The following is a 21,011-nucleotide window of genomic DNA, read 5'->3' on the forward strand; positions in this document are numbered from 1 at the left end:
CGGGCGGAACGCAGCGGGCCCGCTGCGGTTCTGTTTGCCACGGATGAGACGGGAGGACGATGTGGCTGCAGCAGCGGGGGCGGCGCGGGGCGCCGGGACGGGTGTGGTCCGCACCGACGTGCCGGCCCGGATGGACCGGCTGCCGTGGAGCCGCTTCCACCTGCTCCTCGTCGTCGCGCTCGGCATCACCTGGGTGCTGGACGGGCTCGAGGTCACCATCGTCGGGGCGATCGGCCCGGTCCTGCAGGACCAGCGGGCGCTCGGCCTGACGATCCAGCAGATCGGCGGCGCCGCCTCGTTCTACGTCGTGGGCGCGGTGATCGGCGCCCTGGTCTTCGGCTGGCTCACCGACCGGTTCGGGCGCCGCCTGGTCTTCTACGCCACGCTGATGATCTATGTCGGGGGCGTCATCGCCAGCGCGCTCGCCTGGGATTTCTGGAGCTTCGCGCTGTTCCGGCTCGTCACCGGGCTCGGCATCGGCGGCGAGTACGCGGCGATCAACTCGGCCATCGACGAGCTGATCCCGGCGAAGTATCGCGGCCGGGTCGACCTCATCGTCAACGGCAGCTTCTGGCTCGGCGCCGCGGCCGGCGCGGGCGCCTCGCTGCTCCTCCTCGATCCCAACCTCCTCGATCCGGATTTCGGCTGGCGCCTCGGCTTCGGCATCGGCGGCGTGCTCGGCCTCGGCATCCTGTTCCTGCGCCGCCACGTGCCCGAGAGCCCGCGCTGGCTCGTCACCCACGGCCGCGAGGCGGAGGCGGAGCGCACGGTGGCGGAGATCGAGCGCACGATCGAGGCCGAGACCGGGACAAAGCTCCCGAAGGCCGACGGCATCCTCGAGGTGCACCCGAAGAAGAGCTTCGGATTCGGCGAGATCTTTGCCTCGATGGTGCACAAGCACCGCGGCCGCAGCATCCTGGCTCTGGTGCTGATGGTGGCGCAGGCCTTCCTGTTCAACGCGGTGTTCTTCACCTACGGGCTCGTTCTGGCGAAGTTCTACGGCGTGCCGGAGAACAGGGCCGGCGTGTTCCTGGTGCCGCTCGCCATCGGCAATTTCCTGGGTCCCCTGCTGCTCGGCCACTTCTTCGACACGATCGGCCGGCGCCGGATGATCGCCGGCACCTTCGCTCTGAGCGGCGTGCTGCTGATGGCGACCGCCTTGGTGTTCGGCCTCGACCTGTTCACCGCCTGGACCCAGACCTTCGCATGGATCGCGATCTTCTTCGTCGCCTCCGCGGCGGCCTCGTCGGCCTACCTCACGGCGAGCGAGATCTTCCCGCTCGAGACGCGGGCGCTCGCCATCGCGGTGTTCTACGCGCTCGGCACCGGCGCCGGCGGCGTGATGGCGCCGTGGCTGTTCACCCACCTGATCGAATCCGGCCAGCACTGGGCGCTCGCCGGGGGCTATGCCGGGGCGGCCGTACTCCTGGTGCTGGCGGCGGTGACGGAGTGGCGCCTCGGCATCGACGCGGAGGGCAAGTCGCTGGAGAGCATCGCCGATCCGCTGTCGAAGGCGGGCTGACGGGGAGCGGCCGGCGGCCTCAGTGCAGGGCCGCGGGCCGCTCCGCCTCGGCCGGCGGAACCCCCTCGTCGAGCAGGGCGGCGCGGATGCGCAACAAGCGGAGTTCCGCCGCCTCGCGGCCGGCCTCCGCGGCGGCGGCGGCCTCGCGGGCGGCGGCGGTGTCGGCCATCACCTCGGCCAGGCGCTCCTCCAGCCGGCGCACCCGGGACCGCTCCGACGACAGCCGGGCTTCCGCCGCGCCGGCCTGGGCCTGCGCCTCGGCGGCGATCATGTGAGCCTCGGCGGCGGCCCGGTCGGCCTGGGCGGCGGCCTGGCGGGCCTCGGCCGCCTCGTCGGAGGCGGCCCGCAATGCGTCCTCGACCCGTCCGAGCAGGGCGCCGACCTCGCGGCCGAGGCGGTCGGCCCGGGCCTCGGCCGCCACGGCGCGGGCGGTGGAGGCGCGCACCTTCTCGGTCGCGCGCCGCAGCAGGGTCAGGATGGTGCCGGTGTCGATCGGGGTGGCCATGGGGTCCGGTGTCTGGGATCCGGGGATCGGGCAGTGATTCCCCATGGGGGGGCCGCCGGCGGGCCGCGGTCAAGCACCATCGCACGGCTTCCCACACTCGCCGGGCCGCTGCGGCCCGCAGGCCCCACCCCGGGCGGCGCCGGCCTCCCTCGCCCCTGCGACCGATGCGCACGAACGGCCCCCGGGGCGGGAACCCATCCTGGATCAAACCGATGCTCCCCGGGACTATCCCGATAGGTTCGGGGAGTATCCCTGACGGAAAGGTGCCGCGCCCATGTTCATGAGGATCGACCGCCTGCAGGCCGAGCTGCCGCAGCCCAAGAGGCCCGACCCGAACGCCGCCGCCGCCCTGCAGGAGCTGCTCGGGGGCAAATACGGCGAGATGTCGACGCTCGGCAACTACATGTTCCAGAGCTTCAATTTTCGCGACAAGTCCAAGCTGCGGCCGTTCTACAGCCTGGTTTCGAGCATCTTCATGGAGGAGCTCGGCCATGTCGAGCTGGTCTCGACCGGCGTATCGATGCTCAACAACGGCCCGGGCGACCCGACGCCGGACGTCGACGTGTCGAAGGCCCCCTTCCACGAGATGCAGGACATCCGGCTGGCCGGCAGCTTCCTCAGCAACGGCGGCGGCGCGATGCCGATGAACTCGAACGCCGCGTCGTGGAACATGGACATGGTCACCACGACCGGGAACATCATCATCGACCTCCTGCACAACTTCCACCTCGAATGCGGTGCGCGGCTCCACAAGCTCCGGGTCTACGAGACCCTGAAGGATCCGACCGGGCGCGAGGTCTGCGGCTACCTGCTGGTGCGCGGCTCGGTGCACGCCCACGCCTACGCGCTGGCGCTGAAGAAGCTCACGGGTGTCGCCATCGAGCAGATGCTGCCGACCCCCAACATCAACCTCGACCGCATCCCCGAGTGCCAGAAGTACCTGCAGGAGGGCAGCCACCGCCGGCTCTACATGTTCAACTCGCCGGACTACCGGGAGGCGGCCGGCGTCTGGTCGAACGACGAGGTCGCGCTGCCGGGCGATCCGCCGGGCAACCTCGAAGTGGTCGATGGCGCGCCCGAGGGCGGCAAGATCCCGGAGCTCGACGGCAATTACGGCGCCTTCGCGCCGAACTACAAGCCGGAGGAGATCTTCGAGATCGCCGGCAAGCTCTACAAGAAGAGCCGCTGAAAGCGGGATCCGGGGCCGGTCAGGCCGGCCCCGTCTCCGCGATGATCTCGTCGAGGGCGCCCAGCACCCCGGCCATCGCCGGCCGCGCCGCCGGGTCGGGCCCGGTGCAGGCCGCGACCAGGGCATCGAGGGCAAAATCGTCGAGGGGGGCGAGGGCCCGGACCTCCTCGGCGAGGAGCCCGAAGGCCCGCACGTCGAGCCGGCGCAGGAACGCGCCCTCGCGCCCCGGCGGCAAGGCGGAGGCGGCGCCGAGATCGCTCAGCACCGCCTCACCCTGGACCCCGTCCCACAGGACGTTGTGACCGTAGAGGTCGCCGTGGCCGAAGCCGCTTGCATGCAGGTGAGCGGCGCCCGCGGCGACCCCGCGCAGGAGGCGCAGGGCGGCATTCCGCGTCAGGCGCAGGGACGGGGCGTAGACGTCGCGGCTGCAGCTTTCCAGGCTCGGCGGCCCGGCCAGCACCCGCCAGTCCCCCGGCAGCAGCGGCATCAGCAGCCCCTGCGCGCCGTCCGGATGGTCGGCGAGCCGGCCGAGGCCGCCGGTGAGGTGCGGATGCGCCCCGGCGGCGAGGCAGGCCGCCATCTCGCGCTCGGGCAGGCCGTCGCTGGTCATCGCTCCCTTGAACAGCTTGAGCGCGACGGGCGTCTCGACGCGAGCCCGCCGCCACGCCGCCCGCATCACCCGCCCGGACGCGCCCTCGCCGAGGAGCGGGCCGACCGTGAGGTCGCCCCAGGCGACCGCCGGGGCGGCGGCGGCGGAGGGCGGCGCGGCGCGGTCCTCGAACGGGTTGCCGGCCCAGGACAGCCAGGCGAGGCGGGGCAGGGCGGCGAGGCAATCCGGCAGCGCCTCGAACCCGTTGGCGGCGATGCGCAGGAGTTCGAGGCGGGCCGCGTCGCGCAGGCTCTCCGGCAGCGCCCGCAGGCGGTTGCCAGCCAGCATCAGCTTCTGGAGCCGCGGCCGCTCGCCGAGCGACGCCGGCAGGGTCGCGATGCGGTTGTCGGTGAGGGTGAGCCAGCGCAGGGCCGGCGGGAGCGATTCGCCCGGCACCGCGACGAGGCCGGAGCCGCGGAAACCCACCTGGCTCAAGGCCGCGCAGTCGCCGAGGACCGGCGGCAGCCGGTCGAAGCGGTTGCCGGAGCAGAACAGCACCCGCAGGGCGCGCAGGCGGCCGAACCAGCCGGGCAGGGCGGTGAGGTCGTTCTGGCCGAGATCGAGGACTTCGAGCGTGTCGGCGAGGCCGAGGATCTCCGGCGGCACCTCGGAGAGGCGCCCCTCCGGCCCGCCGAGGAGTCGCAACTTCCGGGCCCCGGCGAGGTCGCCCCGGCGCAGGGCCGCGAGGGCCGCGCCGGTCGCGGGCGGCAGGCCCGGCACACAGCCCGTCATCGCGCCCCCGGGGGGCGCGAGCGCGTCGGCATCCGTGTCGGCATCGTCGTCTCCCGGCGGCGCCCGCGCCGCCGGGCCGTGGTCGCCGGGAAACGCGGCCGGATCAAGGGGCCGCGCCGAGGGTGCCTCAGTAGGGGTAGCCGTAATAGGCGGGCGGTGCCGGCCGGTAGCCGTAATCGTACTCGACCGGCGGCCGGCCGTAGGTCCGCAGGTAGGGGTCGTAGCGCGGCTTGCGGTAATTGCCGTTGTTGACGCCGGCCGAGCGGTCGTTGCCGTTCAGTGCCGCGTAGGGCGACAGGCCGCTGCCGGAATCGCTGTTGCGGGCCAGGGCCGCGCCCGCCGTCCCGAGGACAAGGGCCGCCGCGACGGCGGTCCGGAGCGTGAGAACCCGCATGGAAGACCTCCCGAGAGGAGTGGTATCGGTCCGATGTCGGAACGGGCGCGCGGCGGCCACAGTTCCGAAGCGCGGGGCGCGGCCTTTCGGCGCCCGGGCGGGGCGTGGCGTGTCTCCAGGCGGACTTGCGTGACGTGGACTTGCGTGAAGCGGGCTTGCGCGGCGGGCCGCCGTTTCGTCCGCTTGGAGCCCGGCCTAGAGCCCGGCCAGCAGCGTCGCGGTCCGGCGCTGCTGTGCGAGCACGCGGCCGAGATGGTCGACCGCCCCGTCCTGGAGCCGGCGCAGGGCCTCCGGATCCTCCTCCGCGTCGCGCCGCATCGAGACGTAGAACTCGAACCCGCCGACCTCCGTCGCGCCGATCCGGTTCAGCACGAACGGGAACAGGCCGAGCCGCGCCGCCCCGGCGACGAGACCGAGGAAGCTCTCCGGCGTGAACACCCAGCAATGGCACGCCACGTAGGTCCCGGAAGCGAGCGCTGCTGCGGCCTCGGCATGGGCGTGCGCCAGGGCCTCCGCGCCGGCCAGGCGCGGCGCCGCCGCCGGATCCTCGCCGGCCCAGATCTGCTCCGGGGCGATCGCCCGCGCCTCGCCGGCATGGGCGAAGAGCTGGCGCGGGCTCGGCCGCTCGAATCCGAGCAGGTCCGCCTCCACGAGCTCGGCCAGGGTGCTCACCGGGCGCGCGGCGTCGAACATGAAGCGCTTGTCGGGCAGCGACAGGTTGAGCACGCCGCCGGCGCGCAGCACCCCGTGGATGCCGCGCAGCCATCCGAGCAGGTTGGGCACGTATTGCGCCACCTGCGCGGCGATGGCGAAGTCGTAACCGGACGCCCGGCCGTCCCGGCCGAGCGCGGCGGCGAGCGACCCCGAGCCGGCCCAGGCGTGGTCGATCGGCGCCGCGTCGGGCAGGCCGGCCCCCGCATCGAGGGCGCGGTCGACGGTCGCGACGCGCACGCCCTCGGGCAGGGGGATCGGGTTGTTGCCGGGCCCGAATTCGAGGCCGCACGCCTCGGGCAGGGGCACGTCGTGGGTCAGGCGGGCCAGCCGCCGGTCGGCGGCGCGGCGGCCCAGGAAGGCGTCGAGGGAGAGGGAGCCGGGTCTCATGGCCGGGCTTGTCGCACGAACCGCCGCACGCGGCGAGCCTGGCGAAGCGCCCGCTCGTCATCGTCGCCCTCGTCGGCGACTAGGCGGCGCACGCGGCCGTCATCCGGTCTCATCGGGAATGAGATGACAGGAAAATTTGGTATATGTTTATTTTTAATGTATCGTTGTCGAGGAAATCTTGTATTTTAATCTCATCTCCAAAAACAATCTGAAAATATAATCTGCAAGTATCTCATTCTCTTTGTCGGAAATCCCGGTCGTTTCGATCGTAAACGTCCCATGGCTCACTTCGTCGTCGGTTTCATTGAATTCAAGCCAGAGCAGGCTATCGCCGCCAGGCCGCTGCCGGATCCTCCTCATGATAATGATCGCGATCTGCGACCACGTCTTCCACTCGCGGTGCATGGGCTTGTCCCACTGGTGAGAGACTGCGCTGCGCCTTTCAGCGCCAACGGTCAATAAAAAATGCAAATATTTATCGATAATGGCTGGCGATCGCATCCTCGATCCGCACCATATTTTTGGCTGCCGGCAGAGATAAAACATCATGGCCCTTTTTTCTGTAGAGGTGCATCTGAAAATAAATTACCTCTATTTGTAGGATCATATTGCCTCGATCGGACGGGACGCCATATACGCGTATGCATCTCGGCAATGGGCTGGGATCGATCCGGAGGGTGCAATGCCCACCGACCTTCGTCCACCGCGACCGCCCTCCGAAGTCCACGGCATCTCGACCCTGAGGGTCGCGATCATCGGCATCCGGCTACGCCTGCTTGGCTGGCGCATCGAACAAGCCCTTGAAGAGCACGATCATGTCAAACTGCTCCAATTGCTGAATACCTGGGCCGACTTGCATCGGCGCACATCGGCGCGATTGCATGGAGAGGTCTCGTCAAATATCGATGCAATGAGAGATATGTTCTGCGATCGCGCTCGCAAGAACATATCAAAAATCGTACGCGAAGAGCAACGTCTGGACAGAGTCGCCAGCCGAATGAAGCGGGCCAGAATAAGGGAAAATGCCCGCGATTACGAACGTTCATACGCCGTCGGAAAAGAATCTTATTTTCGCACCCTCCTTCTTTGGCGCAATATTTCTGCGTCGCTCAGTTCGAGGAGATGACGATAACCTGCGAATATGAAATCATGGAGGCGTCGATACATGACGACAGGCGAATCGGTCGTATGATGCAAATCATCGACGGCGGTCGATGGTGGACGGGCCCAGAGCCTTGTCAAATCGACATCAGGGCACTTGGCGGGGCTGCTTTTGCCCGATCCTGACCAGCCGACGCATGCGGCCGAGTGGGCCGCTGCGATGCGCGGCACTGCCAGAGTGCTGACCGAAGAATGCGTCGAGCTCTACGCCCTGCTGCTGAGAGATGCCCCGGCCGATCGACGCGAGGTGGCGGGGAGGCTTCGGGCTCTCGAAGCCGCGCTGGGCAATGCCGCCGGCCCGCTCGGGCTGCACGCGTGGTGGGATGTGGCCGAGCCTGTCCAGGCGGAATTCCCCGGCCTGCTGGACGGGTGAGACGGCCCCCGCGCACGCGCGCCGCTCCCCCCGCCTCGCCGGGCGCGGGGTGTCCGTGTCGTTGATTTCTGTGGAGCCTCGAAACTGCCGTGACGGTCCCTTGCCGGGGACAGCGTCGCAGCTACGGACGGCAGAATGCGGGTGCGTCGCCAGACCCTGCGCGGTCTTGCGACGCCCAGCCCCTGTCTCCAGGGCGTCACGCGCGACCGAACTCAGCTTCACCGCAGGCAACGGACGTGGCACCGGCGGGCTCCGTGGCAGAGTTCACCCCTACAACGTTCATCGTCGAAATCCAGTGCCGGGACACTTGGCAGAACAAGCGTTGGCTTGCCGACACTATTCTGCTTGGACTATTATTTTGTCGCAAAAACGGCGACCGTTTTTTGCATAAGCTGCTTAGAAAATTTTTTTGATGAAATCAATATCGGGTCGTCGCAGATCATGCGTCACAATCGAAGATCTGGAGCAGCGTTCGATGGCAACGCGATCGGGCGCTGCTCTCGGCCGAAAGGGAGCTGCACGCCGAAGGCTATTCGGAAACGCCAGCTTTCGCACGCCTGCTTTCCAGCGTGGCGAACCCGATATCGGCAGCGACGGCCTTGAGGCGTTCCGGCTCGCGCTCCTTGCGCTCGCTGTAGCGATCGACGAGGTACTCGGCCCGGCCCCGCGTCAGCAGGGTAAACTTCATCAGTTCCTCGCAGACATCCACCACGCGGTCGTAGAGGGGGCCCGGCTTCATGCGGCCGGCCTCGTCGAACTCCTTGTAGGCCATGGGCACCGAGGACTGGTTCGGGATGGTCACCATCCTCATCCAGCGTCCGAGCATCCGCAGGCTGTTGACCGCATTGAAGCTCTGCGATCCGCCCGAGACCTGCATCACCGCCAGGGTGCGCCCCTGGGTCGGGCGGACCGAGCCCTCGCTGAGCGGCAGCCAGTCGACCTGGGCCTTCATCACCCCGGTCAGGTTGCCGTGCCGCTCGGGGCTGACCCAGACCTGCCCCTCCGACCAGATCGAGAGCTGCCGGAGCTCCTGCACCTTCGGATGGTCGGCGGTCGCGTCGTCGGGCAGCGGCAGCCCGTGGGCGTGGAAGATGCGGACCTCGCCGCCCATCGCCTCGAGCAACCGTGCCGCCTCGTAGGCCAGGAAGCGGCTGAAGGACCGCTCCCGGAGCGACCCGTAGAGGATGAGGAAGCGCGGCGCGTGGGCGCGCGGCGGCAAGGTCTGCAGCCGCTCCGCCGTCGGCACCTCGAAATGAGTCTGCGAGAGGTTCGGCATCCCGTCGGAGAAGGGCGGCTGGGGCTTGTCCAAGGCTGTGGGCTCCCTTACATTTCAACGATAGTTGAATTGATGGATCAATCATGGACGAACGGCAAGCCCTCGCCGCCTTCGCCGCACTCGGGCAGGAGCACCGGCTCAAGGTCGTGCGCGCCCTCGTCACCGCCGGACCGGACGGTCTCGCCGCAGGGGCGCTGGCGGCCGAGGTCGGGGTCGCGAGCACCAACCTGTCCTTCCATTTGAAGGAGCTCTCGCATGCCGGGCTGATCGCCTCCCGGCGCGAGGGCAGGTCGGTCATCTACAGCGCCGCCTATGCCGGGCTGTCCGACCTCGTCCAGTTCCTGATGCGCGACTGTTGCGGGGGACGGCCCGAGGTCTGCGCCCCCGTCGCCGCCGCCCTGTCCGCCTGCGATTGCCCCCCCGGAGACACCGCCCATGCCTGAGGCGTTCGACGTCGTCGTCTACCACAACCCCGCCTGCGGCACGTCCCGCAACGCCCTGGCGATGATCCGCAAGGCCGGCGTCGAGCCGCACGTCGTCGAGTACCTCAAGACCCCGCCGAGCCGGTCGCTCATCAAGCAGTTGCTCGCCCGCGCCGGCCTCGCGGTCCGGGACGTCCTGCGCGAGACGGGCACGCCCTACGCCGAGCTCGGCCTGGACGACCCTGCGCTGACCGAGGATCAGCTCCTCGACGCCATCGAGGCGCATCCGGTCCTGCTCAACCGCCCGCTGGTGGTGAGCCCGAAGGGCGTGCGCCTGTGCCGGCCGTCCGAGGCGGTGCTGGACCTGCTGCCCGCCCAGCAGGGCGAGTTCGTGAAGGAGGACGGCGAGCGCATCGTCGACGAACGCGGCCGCCGGGTCGCCACCGCCTGAGGATGCCATGAGCATCGTCGAACGCTACCTGACCCTCTGGGTCGCGCTGTGCATCGTGGCCGGCATCGCGCTCGGCCACGTCATGCCGGGATTCTTCCACGCCGTCGGCGGAGCCGAGGTCGCCGAGGTCAACCTGCCGGTGGCGGTGCTGATCTGGCTCATGGTCGTCCCCATGCTGCTCAAGATCGACTTCGCCTCTCTGCGCCACGTCGGCCGGCACTGGCGCGGCATCGGCGTGACCCTGTTCATCAACTGGGCGGTGAAGCCCTTCTCGATGGCCGCGCTCGGCTGGCTGTTCATCGGGTCCCTGTTCCGGCCCTACCTGCCGGCCGATCAGGTCGACAGCTACATCGCCGGGCTCATCATCCTGGCGGCGGCGCCCTGCACCGCCATGGTGTTCGTCTGGTCGAGCCTGACCCGGGGCGAGCCGCACTTCACCCTGAGCCAGGTGGCACTCAACGACACCATCATGGTGGTGGCCTTCGCGCCCATCGTCGGCCTGCTGCTCGGGCTCTCGGCCATCACCGTGCCCTGGGGGACGCTGGTGTCGTCGGTGGCGCTCTACATCGTCATCCCGGTGGGCATCGCGCAGGTCTTGCGCCGGAGCCTCCTCGCCTCGGGCGGGCAGGCCGCCCTCGACCGGATGCTCGCCAGGCTCGGGCCCGCCTCGCTCGCCGCGCTTCTGGCGACCCTCGTGCTGCTGTTCGGCTTTCAGGGCGAACAGATCTTGTCCCAGCCTGCGGTCATCGGGCTGCTCGCGGTCCCCATCCTCGTCCAGGTGTACCTGAACTCGGGGCTGGCCTATCTCCTGAACCGCGCAGCCGGCGAGCAGCACTGCGTCGCCGGGCCGTCGACGCTGATCGGCGCCTCGAACTTCTTCGAGCTCGCGGTGGCTGCCGCCATCAGCGTGTTCGGCTTCAACTCGGGTGCGGCGCTCGCCACGGTGGTGGGAGTCCTCATCGAGGTGCCGGTCATGCTCTCGGTCGTCTGGATCGTGAACCGCTCGAAGGGGTGGTACGAGCGCGGGGCACGGCATCATCGTCGTCACCACCGGGACCATCGCCGCCACGGCGACGACCGCCCCGTCCACGTCGAGCGTGGCCGCCACCATCACCACCGCGGGTCCTGACGGCGTCAGCCGGGTATCGTGACTCGGGCCCCGCCCGTTCGGGCGGCCCGCCGCGTTCCCCATCGACGGAACGCTGCCATGAGCGCGAGCGAGCCGTTCGCGGAACGGGACGCTCAAGCTTCGAGTTGAGGAGGCTGCCGAACCGGGAGCCTCCATGAGACCGCATCGTCCGAGACTGCCTCGTCTCGCCCTTCTCGGATTGATGCTCGTGGCCGGCCCGCACGTGGTCCCGGCGCAGGGGATCGAGGGCGTGCGCTCGACCTCCGTCGAGGACACCGAGCCCCGACCCGGATCGCCGCCGCGGCCGGACGTCGCCGATCCGAGCGAGCGGGCCGGCAGGGCCCTGACCCAGTCCAGCGAGCGTTCCGGCATCCCGAAGACCCTTCGCGCCTCCGGGTCCAGGGCCGGCGGACCGGCGAACGACCTCAACCCCGGCGGTCGCGCCGAGGAGTATGCCCCACCGAAGGGCGATCTCGGCCGGGTCGTCGCCGGCAAGGAGCTCTTCCACGGTAATTACTGCGGGAAGGGGCAGCGCGGAGAGGGCTTGCCCCCGACCGACGACCTCGATGCCGCCTGCATGCGCCACGACGCCTGCTACGACGCGGCCGGCTACAGTTCGTGCGCTTGCGACGCGACGCTCGAGCGGGAGGCGGCGGTGGTGTCCGACAGTCCGAGCACATCCCTGGAGGTCCGGCGCAGGGCGCTCACCGTGATCGAGGCCGCGGGGGCGATGGACTGCCGCGCCCCGTGATCCCGGCCCGACAGGCGCGAAAACCCATCACGGAAATAGGGAGAGCCTGCGGCCTGGACGCAGGGTCGCGCCATTCCGGTGCCCGTCGAGCGCCGAGGACGGATCCCCGAGATACGAGGCGATCCGCCGGCGCGCCTCGGGCTCCGGGCAGGCGACCGTGAAGCCGATGTCGATGCCAAGCCGGAGGCTGGGCAAACATTCGAGAACGGAGCCAAAGGTCGTTTCCAACGGCCCTTGATATAACGGCCTTTGATATCATGCGTCGGCTCCCCGACCCGCCGCCGGCGTCGCAGCCGCCTGGGGCACGAGGCGGAGCAGCAGCATGCCGGCGATCATGGCGGCCACGAAGGTCGCGGCCTGCGCCGGCGCCACCGTCAGGAGAGCGAGCGCCGGCCCGGGGCACAGGCCGGCCAGGCCCCAGCCCAGGCCGAAGAGCGCGGCGCCGGCGACCAGCGGCAGGTCGAGGTCGCGCCGGGTCGGGATCTCCAGCCGGGGCGCCAGGAGCGGCCGGCCGCGCCGCCTCGCGACCAGGGTGCCCAGGGCCGAGACCGCGACGGCACCCGCCATGACGAAGGCGAGGCTCGGATCCCAGTTGCCGGCCATGTCGAGGAAGGCAAGGACCTTGGCCGGGTTGCCCATGCCTGAGACGAGGAGGCCGAGGCCGAACAGGAGGCCGGCGGCGAAGGCGGAAACGGTCTTGGCCACGGCTCAGGCTCCGAGAATGTGACGGGTGACGAGGACGGTCAGGATGGCGACGGCCATGAAGGTGCCGGTCGCGACCAGCGAGCGGGGCGACAGGCGGGCGAGGCCACAGACGCCGTGGCCGCTGGTGCAGCCGGAGCCGAGGCGCGCGCCGAACCCGACCAGCAGGCCGGCGACCGCCAGCAGCGGGAACGAGGCCTCGACCGCGACCGGCGGCAGGCTCGCGACGAGGCCATGGACGAGCGGGGCCAGGACCAGCCCGGCCAGGAAGGCGGCCCGCCAGCCGGACCCGCGCGAGGGCGCGTCGAGCCACCCGCCGAGGATGCCGCTGATCCCGGCGACGCGTCCGTTGAGGATGAGGAGCAGGGAAGCGGCGGTGCCGATCATGGCGCCGCCGATGAGGGCGCTTGCAGGCGTGAACCCATCCATCGTGGTCGCTCCCGAGCGTCGGTCCGGGCGGGGCCGGAGGGCTGCGGGGACGCGGCCCCTGCCAAGCCATTTGATTAGATTGTTCTAAATTAGCATCTTATAATATTATGGCAAGGGCCGACGCGACGGTCCGGCGTGGAACGCGTGCGGCGACGCACGGGCGAGGCCCATCCGCCGTCGCGATGCCGGCCGACGAGGTCTCGACCTTGCCGGCGGGACGCCGCGGCGTCCCGCGCTCATCCGATTCCGGGCGGGCGTGAGCCTCGGCGGGGCGAGGGTCGATGGCGTCGCGACCTTGGCGCCGATGCCGAAGCGGCGCTCGCCACGCGCGCGTTCTCGGCCGTGGTGCTCGACGTGATGCTGCCCGACGACTCGGGTCTCGCCGTGCCGCGCGGCCTGCGGCGCCGGTCGGCAGGGGCCTCGCCGTCCGTGACGAGGGGACCGGGCCTCCCGGAGGATGAACTGCCTCACGTGACGACGCGCTTCTTCCGGGCGCGCCACAAGAGTGCGACGGGAAGCGGCCGCGCCATCGTCGAGACGGCGTCCCGCCGGACCGTTCCCGGGCTCGAGGCGGATCGTCCGGCGCTGAGCCCGGTCAACCGAGCTCCGGGCAGAAGATGTCCTTGAGGGTCGCCAGCACCCGGGCGGCCCGGGGATCCTCCAGCCGATAATGGAGCGTCTGGCTCTCGCGGCGGAACGCGACCAGACCGTCCTCCCGGAGCTTGGCGAGGTGCTGCGACAGGGCCGACTGGCTGAGCTCGACCGCTCCGGCAAGGCTGGTCACGTCCATCTCGCCGTGGGCGACCAGCAGGCACAGGATCAGCAGGCGCTTCTCGTTGGCGAGCAGGCGGAGCAGGCGGGCCGCGTCGGCGGCCTTGTCCTGGAGGCGCATCAAGTCGGTCGGCGTCGCGGCGTCCATCGGCCCCTGTCCCGGAATGTCGGACCCAGATTATTTAGGTAGTTCTAATATAGTGCCGCTGGAAGCATCTGTCTCCTGCCCGACCGCGCTGCTGCCTCCCTGTGCGTCGCCGAGGCGCTGCGGTCGCCCGTACCGGCCCGCGTCGCTTCTCCGAAGGGGCTGGACGCCGCGCCGCGGCATGAGAGCGGTCATGGCCAGCCGCGCGGTCACGGCTTGGCGCCTGAACGAGCCGATCCTGGGCGTCGGCCTTGGCGATGCCCCCCCGGCCATGTCGATCCACGCCTCCAGGGCGAGGACGTCGTCGCCCGGCGGGATCGGCGTGACGGCACGGGACCGCTCGAACACCGGGACGGTGCCGCGGCCAGACTCCGCCGCCACGGTCGGCATCGGGAGGCGCCGGCTCGTGCCCGGGATCGCGGATTGCGTCCTCGTCGGATGTGGTACGCTGCAGGTTCGGGGTTGGCCTTGGCGGTCGCAAGGTGCCGGTCCGCCGTCAAGGCTCACCTGCAGTGGCGAGCAAAGTTCGGGGATCGGTGGGAACGTATCGAGCGTCAAATCGTAATTCGGGCAGACGTGGCGCGCGTGAGCAGCGCCCAATCACTCGCTCCCGAAAGCTGAACTGTCATGTTGCTCTATGAAGTGACGGACGCCCTTGGCGTGGGCGGCCTCTTTCGCGATGTCATGAAGCCGCTCGACACCTACCTCTCCAACGGCGAGGTCGAGGCGGGACAGCCGATGGGGCGGGGCGATGCCGATTCGGCGGCGACCGTTCTCCGTGACGGGACCGTCCGGCGCAACGCCATTCGTCGCGCCCCGGAAACCGTCTCGATCCGCGGGTGAGCGCCGCGGCCTCGCCGAGCGGCCTTCCGCTTCATCCTGCGCGCATGCGGGGCGGCACGCTCCTCGCCCTCTAGTTGCGCGACATCCCAGTCATCCTCGATCAGGTCGTCCGGCACCCAGGCCGGACAATGATCCCACCCTCCTGCGTGCGTGAGGGAGGCGACGTCGCCGATCGGCGGCCCGGGATCTGGATCCGTTCGGCCGACCCCGCGACCGCGCCCACCAGATCCCATGCGATGGATGGGCCGGCCGGCGAGATCGATCCCGGTGTGACGCTCGCGGCACGGCCCGGCGATCGGACCGGCACCGTATTCACGCTGGCGATGTCCTCGGACTATCTGCAGCCGGTGACCCTCGACCTCGCGAGGGAGTATCGCGGGATGAGCGATGCCGACATGGTGGCGGCCTTGAACGGCGCCCTGGCTGCGACCATGGGCAACGGCGCGGGCGGGCCTTCATCCCGTCGAAGCCCTGCGACGCCCGCCCACCGGTCTCTCCGCCGGACCGCGGGGGCCGCGGGCGCAACCCCGGCGGCGCCACGATCCTGCACGGCTCCGCCCTCGCGTGGTCCCGGTGACCTGGACGGACGCGACAAGCCTTCGCGCCGGCTTTGCGATCGGCGACCATGTGACGGACGGCACCATCGTCTCGTTCGGTCCGTTCCGCTTCGGCGGCCGCACGTACTTCAGCGGCGGCGTCGATCTGGCGTCGGCGGGCAGCAACCGCGATACCGCCCTGGCGCTCACCCTCGACGACAATTTCGTCACGACCGTGGATGCAGGGACCGGCGTCGCCCTCGCGGCCTTCCGGCCCGGCTACGGCACGACCTACCAGCGCCAGCGGGTCGTGAACCGCGGCGCGCATGCGCTCCTGGTCTATCCGCCGAGCGGCGCCCGGATCGAGCGCGGCGCGACCGAGGCCGCGGTTTCGATCCCGCCAGGTGGCCAGGGCACGTTCGCCTGCATCACGGCGGTGCAGTGCTGGCAGATGCCCTGAGGCGTGCGGCGTCCGAGCGAAGCCGCGTTTCCACACCGCCGGAGCGAGTGCGCCGCCATCGCCGGGCGATCGACCGGAAGGCGGATGAAACCACAGGTCGGCTCCCACGACCGGTGGTATGACATCTTCGATCCGCCATCGAAAGGTCGCGATGGATCAACGGCCCGGGATCGACGTCGATGCGTCCGCATCCCGGGCCGTTGGCATGGCTTACGCCGCCGCGCGCACGAGCCGGAGGTGCGGGATCGCCGCCCCTGGCTTGCCGTCGTTCGCCTCGTCGGCCTCGACGCGCGGAGCCTGCCAGCGCGGCAGGCCGCTATACGCCATCTCCAGACGCAGGAAGACCTCGCCTCGCGCGCCGGCCCACAGGCTCGACGGCAGCAGGGCCCGCCCGTTCGTCCAGCGGTGCCGATCCTCGCCGCTGCCTTCCACCCAATAGAAGCCCTCGGCCAGATGCGGATCCGCCAGATCGATCTCGCGCCGCAGGCTGAGCCCGTCATCCACCGTGAGCCGCCTCAGGTCGAGGCCGAGCCGGCGCCGATCCTCGCTGCCGCTCACCGCCGCGGGGATGCTGGTCCCGGACATCAGGGACACGTCCCCGCAGCCTGCGGGCAGCAGGAAGCGGGCGGCGAGCCCGTCCACGACCGGCAGGATGACCTGCCCGCCGGCGACGACGTGCAGGCCCGCCAGGGGATCTGCCTGGAGCGACCAGCCGAGGCCGAGGGCGCGCGCCTGCAGCCGGATGCGCACGGTCTCGACCAGCGGCCCGGTCTCGAAGAAGGGGCGGCAGAAATCGGCCTGGGAGGGGGCCTGCGCGTCCGGGCGCGCGTCGGCGGGCGCGCCGTCGGCCTGGGCGAAGAAGCGGCGGTTGTCCCATTCGAGGTAGCTCTCGGCGGGCTGGCCGTTGGCGATCAGCACGTCGTGGCTGTCGAGTTCGACGTGCCAGTAGGTGATCTCGTCGACCGGGACCTGGGCGATGGTGGCGTCGTTGACGAGGGCGGAGGCGGGGATGAAGACCTCGCCGACGATGTCGAGGCAGACGGCGTGCCCCGGGGACACCCACAGATCCCGGTAGGGCTTCCCGTCGCCGAAGGCGTCCTTGCCGATGCGGATGGGCAGGATGGCCTGCGGGTCGGGATGGTTGCGGCAATCGATGGTGCGGCGGCCGATCCAGCGAATCGCGCGGTGCTCGCCGGAGGAGGTCACGGCAATGTCGCCGACCTGCAGATGCTCGACCGGAACATCACCCTGGGCCGTCGCGATGAGGCTGCCCGTGCAAAAGCAGACGACGACGCTGCGATCGTTGAATTGCAGCGTCTGAAATTTGGTGAGCGTCGTCACGGGGCCGTTCTGGCTCGCGGACTGCGATACGACCGTTGCACCATCTTGATCGGAAATCGTATAATCTGACCAATTGCCCGAAAAAATGGCTTTGTTGTTGCCGCCGCCGCCGTCGATCTTATTTCCTAAGGTGCTGTTGATCGTGCATACGTCATTGCCAGACCCGCAGAGAACATTTTGTATGTATGTTTTGTCGTAGATGGCAATATTGTTGATCATTCCGAAGGCACTGCTGTAGGTGCCGGGATTGAGGTTAAGGGTGGCCGCGTCGCCGCTCTGGGACAAGTCCAGCGTATTGCCGCTCGCGGCGGTGTCGTAGAGGGTCAGAACGGGTCTGGTGTTGACGGTGAAGTCGAAATACGGCTTGAGGCTGCCGGTGATGGTGGTGTTGTAGCCGAAGGTCTGCGCGGTGTTCAGTGGGCCGCTCGTCTGGGCGCCGTAGAGGCGCTGGATCGCGTCGATATCCAGCGGCATCCAGGTGGTTGGATAGTAGGCAGCGCCACCTGTGGTCCAGTTGGTCCCGACGACAGGGCTGGCATAGGCCAGCGTAGCGTCGGGATTGAAGTACGACATGAGCGACGAGACGCGATTGTCGTAAGGACCGAGCTGCTGGCTGGCTGTGTTGGTTCCATTGTAGGGACCGCCGTGACCCAGCCCGAGGGCGTGACCTATCTCATGCAGCGTGGTCATGACGCCGTATCCGCCCCTCTGGAAGTCGCCGAGCCCGCCGAAGCCGTTCTCTGGCCTCGATGTATCGCCGATATCCATCGAGATGGTGACCGTGTTGTCTATGGGTGGCGTGATCGTGCTGGTGCCCACCGGATGGTCATAGGAGCCCGACGACGCGTAAGCTTGCTGGTTGGAGTTGCGAGTGAACGTGATATTGGCGTTCGCGGACGAGGCCGTCTGCTGAAACGAGATGTTGGCGACGGCCGACCACATGCTGAGGCCTGAGGCCAGGGATTCTTGCTCGCCCGCGTTCCAGTTCGCGCTCGGATCGAAGTAATAGTTGAGCGTTCCCCCGCCCGTTCCTGCGGTATTGATTTCGCCCCAGTGGAACTGTCGCGATGTTGTGCCGTAGGTGTCTGGCGTGTCGCCGTTGTAGGTTTCGTAGGAGGGGCCCGCGAGCGTGCCATCGGCATTCACGCCGGAGATGAACGTGACTTCTTGTTCACGGGTAGTTGCAGAGACATTGGCCATTGTCGGACCCCAGTTTTGAAAGATTACTTTAAATACACTTGAACGTGCCTGCAGGTTTATCGATCTTGTCGGTCAAGCGAGCCTGCGGATTGAGCGTGGACTAGCGACGATTATCACACGGCAGGGTCTACTCACCTGCCTGGGCGTCTCATAGAGTTGTCCCGTCGTCTCAGCGCCTGGTATGTGATCAGATTGTCAAAAAGTGTGTCTTGGCCGTCACGCGCTATTTCGTGCCTCCTGCGGCACGTTCCGACTCATAGCGCTTCTCACCCCGCGCTGACCTGCTGTGCGATGTCCTCCGGTCTCCCCCCCGAACTGTCAGAGGATCGCGACGCTCTCAAGCTCGCCTTCGTTCTCGGCTGCCTTGCCCGACTAGGTCTGGCCGGCAGACATCACCTGCCTGCCCACGGCAGGAGGGGGGGCTCGACCTGGCCGCCATCCTCGATCCCGCCACCCACAAGATCGTCGGCTGGTCGATGCGCGATCGCATGCGGACTGAGCTGACGTCGGCCGCCCTGATGATGGCTAATCAACGGCAGCGACCGGCCGCCGGAACTCATCTGCCACTCGGATCGTGGCAGCCAGTACGCGACGGAAGCTTACCGCAGACAACTCCGACATCCAGGCGACATCCTCCATGAACCGCGCCGGCTGCTACGACAGCGCTCCGATAAGAGCGCCTTCCACACCCTCAAGGTCGAACTCTCGTCCACTTAATGAAGCTGGGCGACCCGCGATGACGCGCGACGCGACCTGTTCGCCTCCCTCGAGAGCTGCGACAATCGACGGCGCCTCCACTCGGCTCACGGCTACATCGCGCTTGCGCAGAACGCAGGCTAATCCCCGTGTCCGCGAAAACGAGGGTAGATCAATGCATGAGGTTCTGGACCAGTGGCACGCGCACCGGCGGGTCGTCCTAGTTGCGATTGCACGGGGTGGCCACCACGGTTGGAACCCGACCCGCTGAGCATGCGGGACTCCGCTCGCCACCCTCGGCAGCTCTCCGTACGGCGACACTGATCGAGTTCAGGCACTGGCGTTGACGTGCGGGGAGGGCGAACGCAAGGGGCGACAGCAAGGCCAAAAGCAAAAAGCGCCCCGATTGGGGCGCTGAAACTTGCAAACCGTTTTGCAAACCGAGGGTCCGGTACCCTCGAGAGCCAAGCCTAAGTGCTTGATATTTAATGGTCGGAGCGAGAGGATTCGAACCTCCGACCCCTAGTCCCCCAGACTAGTGCGCTAACCGGGCTGCGCTACGCTCCGACGCCCCGAGAGGGCGAGCGGGGTATTAGCGCCGCGCTCGCTCCTGCGCAAGCCCCTTCGTGCCGGCGGCGTCGGCCGGCGAGGGCGGCGTCGGCCGGCGGGGCGGTCATCGGATCGTCCGGCCTCCAGGGAGCGGGAGGAGAATGGACGGAGGTGCGGCCGCCCGTCGACGACTTCCGAGGTCGTCGACGGGCGGCCCGCCTACTCGGTCACGATCACCCGGTTCGGTAACTCGTCGGTGTCGCCGGGGCGGGGCGGGGCGGCCTCGGCCAGGATCGTGCCCGTGGCCTCCACCGCCCGGACCAGCCCGTCCGCCAGGGCGTCGCGGCGCAAGGCCGCCACGAGATCGGCGAGCACCGCCTGCCAGGCCTCGGGGGCGGTGCCGATACCGGTATCGGCGACCACGTCGGCGTAGCGCTCGGCCAGGGCGACGTAGATCAGGATGCCGGTTCGCCCGCGGGTGCGGGACAGGCCGCGGGTCCGGAACTCGTGCTGGGCGGCGGCGCGGGCGCGGGCGCGGCGGAGGAAGCGGGGCAGGGCGCGCGGCAGGCGGGCCAGGCACGGGCTCGCCGCGAGGCCCAGCAGCAGCGCCAGGGCGACGACCAGCTGGGCCAGGAAGATCCGGGTGGCGGAGAGCCCGGTGAGCAGGATCAGCGGCCAGGGCACCAGAAGCGCGCCCGCCAGCGCCAGGGCCGGGGGCAGGCTGCGATAGGCGCCCGAGCGGGCCGCCACCATCACGACGATCTCGCCCGCCGTGCCGCGCTCGGCCGCCGCCACCGCCGCCGCGATGCGGGCGCGCTCCGCCTCGCTCAGGAGGCCGGGGTTCACCGCTTTCGGCATCACCACTCTCCCGAGGCGCCGCCGCCACCCGACGAGCCGCCCCCGCCCGAGAAGCCGCCATCGCCGAAGCCGCCGCCCATTCCCCCGCCTCCCATGCCTCCGCCCATGCCCCCGCCGAAGCCCCCGCCCGAGGGGCCCGGCACGACGATCCAGCCGCCGCCCGGGCGGCGATGCGGCCGGCCGGGACCGCCGCGGCCTCCGGCGAGGAGCCGCATCAGCACGAAGCCGATCACCACGAGCAGGATCACCACCAGGATCGGGTCGAGGCCGCCCGCGGAATCCTCGCGCACCTCCGCCCGGCGCTGCCACTCGGCGGCATCCCCGGACAGGATCCCGAGGATGCCGTCGACCCCTGCCCGGATACCGCCGGGAAAGTCCCCGGCCTTGAACTTCGGCCCCACCGCGCTCGCGATGATCACCTTGGTCAGGGCGTCGGTCAGCGCGCCTTCGAGGCCGTACCCGACCTCGATCCGCACCTTGCGCTCGGTGGGGGCGACGAGGAGCAGCACGCCGTTGTTCTTCGCCCTGGTGCCGAGGCCCCAGGCGCGGAACAGGCGGTTCGAAAAATCCTCGACCGAGGTGCCCTGGAGCGAGGGCACGGTGGCGACCACGACCTGGTCGGTGGTCTTGTCCTCGTGGGCCTTCAGCGTCGCGGACAGCGCCGCCCGCTCCTCGGGCCGCAGCAGGCCGGCCCCGTCGACCACCCGGCCGGTGAGCGGCGGCAGGTCGAGGGCGGCCGCCGCCCCCGTCCAGAGGAGTCCGGCCCACAGGACCAGGACGAGGAGGGCGGCGCCCGGGGCCTTGCGCATCGTGCCGAGCACCGGGT

General features: G+C 69.5%; 22 protein-coding genes, 1 tRNA gene and 1 pseudogene. 11 read left to right on the forward strand and 13 right to left on the reverse strand.

Going from position 1 to position 21,011, the window contains the following annotated elements; translation table 11 throughout:
- Positions 1-43: 43 nt before the first annotated feature.
- Positions 44-1,522 (forward strand): MFS transporter, encoded by a 1,479-nt coding sequence (locus G4G93_RS12040; RefSeq protein WP_395413269.1) that lies wholly within the window; start codon positions 44-46, stop codon positions 1,520-1,522.
- A 19-nt stretch (positions 1,523-1,541) separates the two neighbouring features.
- Here the strand turns inward: G4G93_RS12040 and G4G93_RS12045 are convergent, their stop codons facing one another.
- Positions 1,542-2,027 (reverse strand): hypothetical protein, encoded by a 486-nt coding sequence (locus tag G4G93_RS12045; RefSeq protein ID WP_165084507.1) that lies wholly within the window; start codon positions 2,025-2,027, stop codon positions 1,542-1,544.
- Positions 2,028-2,301: 274 nt separating this feature from the next.
- Here G4G93_RS12045 and G4G93_RS12050 point away from each other — a divergent pair, with 274 nt between their 5' ends.
- On the forward strand, positions 2,302-3,216 hold the full coding sequence (locus tag G4G93_RS12050; protein ID WP_165084509.1) for a manganese catalase family protein: 915 nt from the start codon (positions 2,302-2,304) through the stop codon (positions 3,214-3,216).
- Between the two features lie 19 nt (positions 3,217-3,235).
- Here G4G93_RS12050 and G4G93_RS12055 read toward each other — a convergent pair whose 3' ends face one another.
- From G4G93_RS12055 to G4G93_RS12070, 4 genes are all read right to left on the reverse strand, one after another.
- The gene (locus tag G4G93_RS12055) at positions 3,236-4,597 is read right to left on the reverse strand and encodes a leucine-rich repeat-containing protein kinase family protein (RefSeq protein ID WP_165084511.1); all 1,362 of its coding nucleotides are present in this window, start codon (positions 4,595-4,597) and stop codon (positions 3,236-3,238) included.
- A gap of 127 nt (positions 4,598-4,724) precedes the next feature.
- The gene (locus tag G4G93_RS12060; RefSeq protein ID WP_165084513.1) at positions 4,725-4,991 is read right to left on the reverse strand and encodes a hypothetical protein; all 267 of its coding nucleotides are present in this window, start codon (positions 4,989-4,991) and stop codon (positions 4,725-4,727) included.
- A gap of 195 nt (positions 4,992-5,186) precedes the next feature.
- A complete protein-coding gene (locus G4G93_RS12065; RefSeq protein ID WP_165084515.1) occupies positions 5,187-6,092 on the reverse strand; it encodes a class I SAM-dependent methyltransferase in 906 nt (301 codons plus the stop codon).
- Positions 6,093-6,245: 153 nt separating this feature from the next.
- A complete protein-coding gene (locus G4G93_RS12070; RefSeq protein ID WP_165084517.1) occupies positions 6,246-6,641 on the reverse strand; it encodes a hypothetical protein in 396 nt (131 codons plus the stop codon).
- Between the two features lie 133 nt (positions 6,642-6,774).
- On the opposite strand from G4G93_RS12070, the gene G4G93_RS12075 reads away from it, so the two are divergent.
- Together G4G93_RS12075 and G4G93_RS12080 are read left to right on the forward strand one after the other, a co-directional pair.
- Entirely contained in the window at positions 6,775-7,218 is a 444-nt protein-coding gene (locus G4G93_RS12075; RefSeq protein ID WP_165084519.1) for a hypothetical protein, read from the forward strand.
- 132 nt (positions 7,219-7,350) lie between these two features.
- Positions 7,351-7,626 carry a hypothetical protein gene (locus tag G4G93_RS12080; protein ID WP_165084521.1) on the forward strand — a complete coding sequence of 92 codons (276 nt, stop codon included), beginning with the start codon at positions 7,351-7,353 and terminating at the stop codon, positions 7,624-7,626.
- 529 nt (positions 7,627-8,155) lie between these two features.
- On the opposite strand, the gene arsH is transcribed toward G4G93_RS12080, so the two are convergent.
- Positions 8,156-8,935, reverse strand: a complete 780-nt coding sequence (arsH, locus tag G4G93_RS12085; RefSeq protein WP_165084524.1) for an arsenical resistance protein ArsH — start codon at positions 8,933-8,935, stop codon at positions 8,156-8,158.
- Positions 8,936-8,985: 50 nt separating this feature from the next.
- On the opposite strand from arsH, the gene G4G93_RS12090 reads away from it, so the two are divergent.
- The 4 genes from G4G93_RS12090 to G4G93_RS12105 all read left to right on the forward strand — a co-directional run bounded on the left by G4G93_RS12090 (position 8,986) and on the right by G4G93_RS12105 (position 11,655).
- Positions 8,986-9,345, forward strand: a complete 360-nt coding sequence (locus tag G4G93_RS12090; protein WP_165084526.1) for a helix-turn-helix transcriptional regulator — start codon at positions 8,986-8,988, stop codon at positions 9,343-9,345.
- Positions 9,338-9,775 (forward strand): arsenate reductase (glutaredoxin), encoded by a 438-nt coding sequence (gene arsC, locus G4G93_RS12095; RefSeq protein ID WP_165084528.1) that lies wholly within the window; start codon positions 9,338-9,340, stop codon positions 9,773-9,775. The genes G4G93_RS12090 and arsC overlap by 8 nt, the downstream gene beginning before the upstream one ends.
- A 7-nt stretch (positions 9,776-9,782) precedes the next feature.
- The gene (gene arsB / locus G4G93_RS12100; RefSeq protein WP_246736715.1) at positions 9,783-10,904 is read left to right on the forward strand and encodes an ACR3 family arsenite efflux transporter; all 1,122 of its coding nucleotides are present in this window, start codon (positions 9,783-9,785) and stop codon (positions 10,902-10,904) included.
- Between the two features lie 202 nt (positions 10,905-11,106).
- The gene (locus G4G93_RS12105; protein ID WP_206289730.1) at positions 11,107-11,655 is read left to right on the forward strand and encodes a phospholipase A2 family protein; all 549 of its coding nucleotides are present in this window, start codon (positions 11,107-11,109) and stop codon (positions 11,653-11,655) included.
- Between the two features lie 255 nt (positions 11,656-11,910).
- On the opposite strand, the gene G4G93_RS12110 is transcribed toward G4G93_RS12105, so the two are convergent.
- The 3 genes from G4G93_RS12110 to G4G93_RS12130 all read right to left on the reverse strand — a co-directional run bounded on the left by G4G93_RS12110 (position 11,911) and on the right by G4G93_RS12130 (position 13,705).
- Positions 11,911-12,360, reverse strand: coding sequence for a DUF6691 family protein (locus tag G4G93_RS12110; protein WP_165084532.1), 450 nt, complete (start codon positions 12,358-12,360; stop codon positions 11,911-11,913).
- A gap of 3 nt (positions 12,361-12,363) precedes the next feature.
- Positions 12,364-12,786 (reverse strand): YeeE/YedE family protein, encoded by a 423-nt coding sequence (locus G4G93_RS12115; RefSeq protein WP_165084534.1) that lies wholly within the window; start codon positions 12,784-12,786, stop codon positions 12,364-12,366.
- Between the two features lie 595 nt (positions 12,787-13,381).
- Positions 13,382-13,705 (reverse strand): helix-turn-helix transcriptional regulator, encoded by a 324-nt coding sequence (locus tag G4G93_RS12130; protein ID WP_165084536.1) that lies wholly within the window; start codon positions 13,703-13,705, stop codon positions 13,382-13,384.
- Positions 13,706-14,332: 627 nt separating this feature from the next.
- Here G4G93_RS12130 and G4G93_RS12135 point away from each other — a divergent pair.
- Entirely contained in the window at positions 14,333-14,545 is a 213-nt protein-coding gene (locus tag G4G93_RS12135; RefSeq protein WP_165084538.1) for a hypothetical protein, read from the forward strand.
- 573 nt (positions 14,546-15,118) lie between these two features.
- The gene (locus tag G4G93_RS12140) at positions 15,119-15,541 is read left to right on the forward strand and encodes a hypothetical protein (RefSeq protein WP_165084540.1); all 423 of its coding nucleotides are present in this window, start codon (positions 15,119-15,121) and stop codon (positions 15,539-15,541) included.
- 210 nt (positions 15,542-15,751) lie between these two features.
- On the opposite strand, the gene G4G93_RS12145 is transcribed toward G4G93_RS12140, so the two are convergent.
- On the reverse strand, positions 15,752-18,082 hold the full coding sequence (locus G4G93_RS12145; protein ID WP_165084542.1) for a Hint domain-containing protein: 2,331 nt from the start codon (positions 18,080-18,082) through the stop codon (positions 15,752-15,754).
- 352 nt (positions 18,083-18,434) lie between these two features.
- Here G4G93_RS12145 and G4G93_RS12150 point away from each other — a divergent pair.
- A pseudogene (locus tag G4G93_RS12150) lies at positions 18,435-18,922 on the forward strand (DDE-type integrase/transposase/recombinase); the annotation flags it as partial.
- Between the two features lie 345 nt (positions 18,923-19,267).
- Here G4G93_RS12150 and G4G93_RS12155 read toward each other — a convergent pair.
- The 3 genes from G4G93_RS12155 to G4G93_RS12165 all read right to left on the reverse strand — a co-directional run bounded on the left by G4G93_RS12155 (position 19,268) and on the right by G4G93_RS12165 (position 20,994).
- Positions 19,268-19,345 (reverse strand) — tRNA-Pro (locus G4G93_RS12155).
- Between the two features lie 201 nt (positions 19,346-19,546).
- Positions 19,547-20,185: a TPM domain-containing protein gene (locus G4G93_RS12160; RefSeq protein ID WP_165084544.1), complete on the reverse strand. Its 639-nt coding sequence runs from the start codon at positions 20,183-20,185 to the stop codon at positions 19,547-19,549.
- Positions 20,185-20,994: a YgcG family protein gene (locus G4G93_RS12165; RefSeq protein ID WP_165084546.1), complete on the reverse strand. Its 810-nt coding sequence runs from the start codon at positions 20,992-20,994 to the stop codon at positions 20,185-20,187. The genes G4G93_RS12160 and G4G93_RS12165 overlap by 1 nt, the downstream gene beginning before the upstream one ends.
- Positions 20,995-21,011 lie beyond the last annotated feature (17 nt).

Origin of the sequence: Methylobacterium sp. DB0501 (assembly GCF_011043735.1) — a bacterium.
Taxonomy (GTDB): domain Bacteria; phylum Pseudomonadota; class Alphaproteobacteria; order Rhizobiales; family Beijerinckiaceae; genus Methylobacterium; species Methylobacterium alsaeris.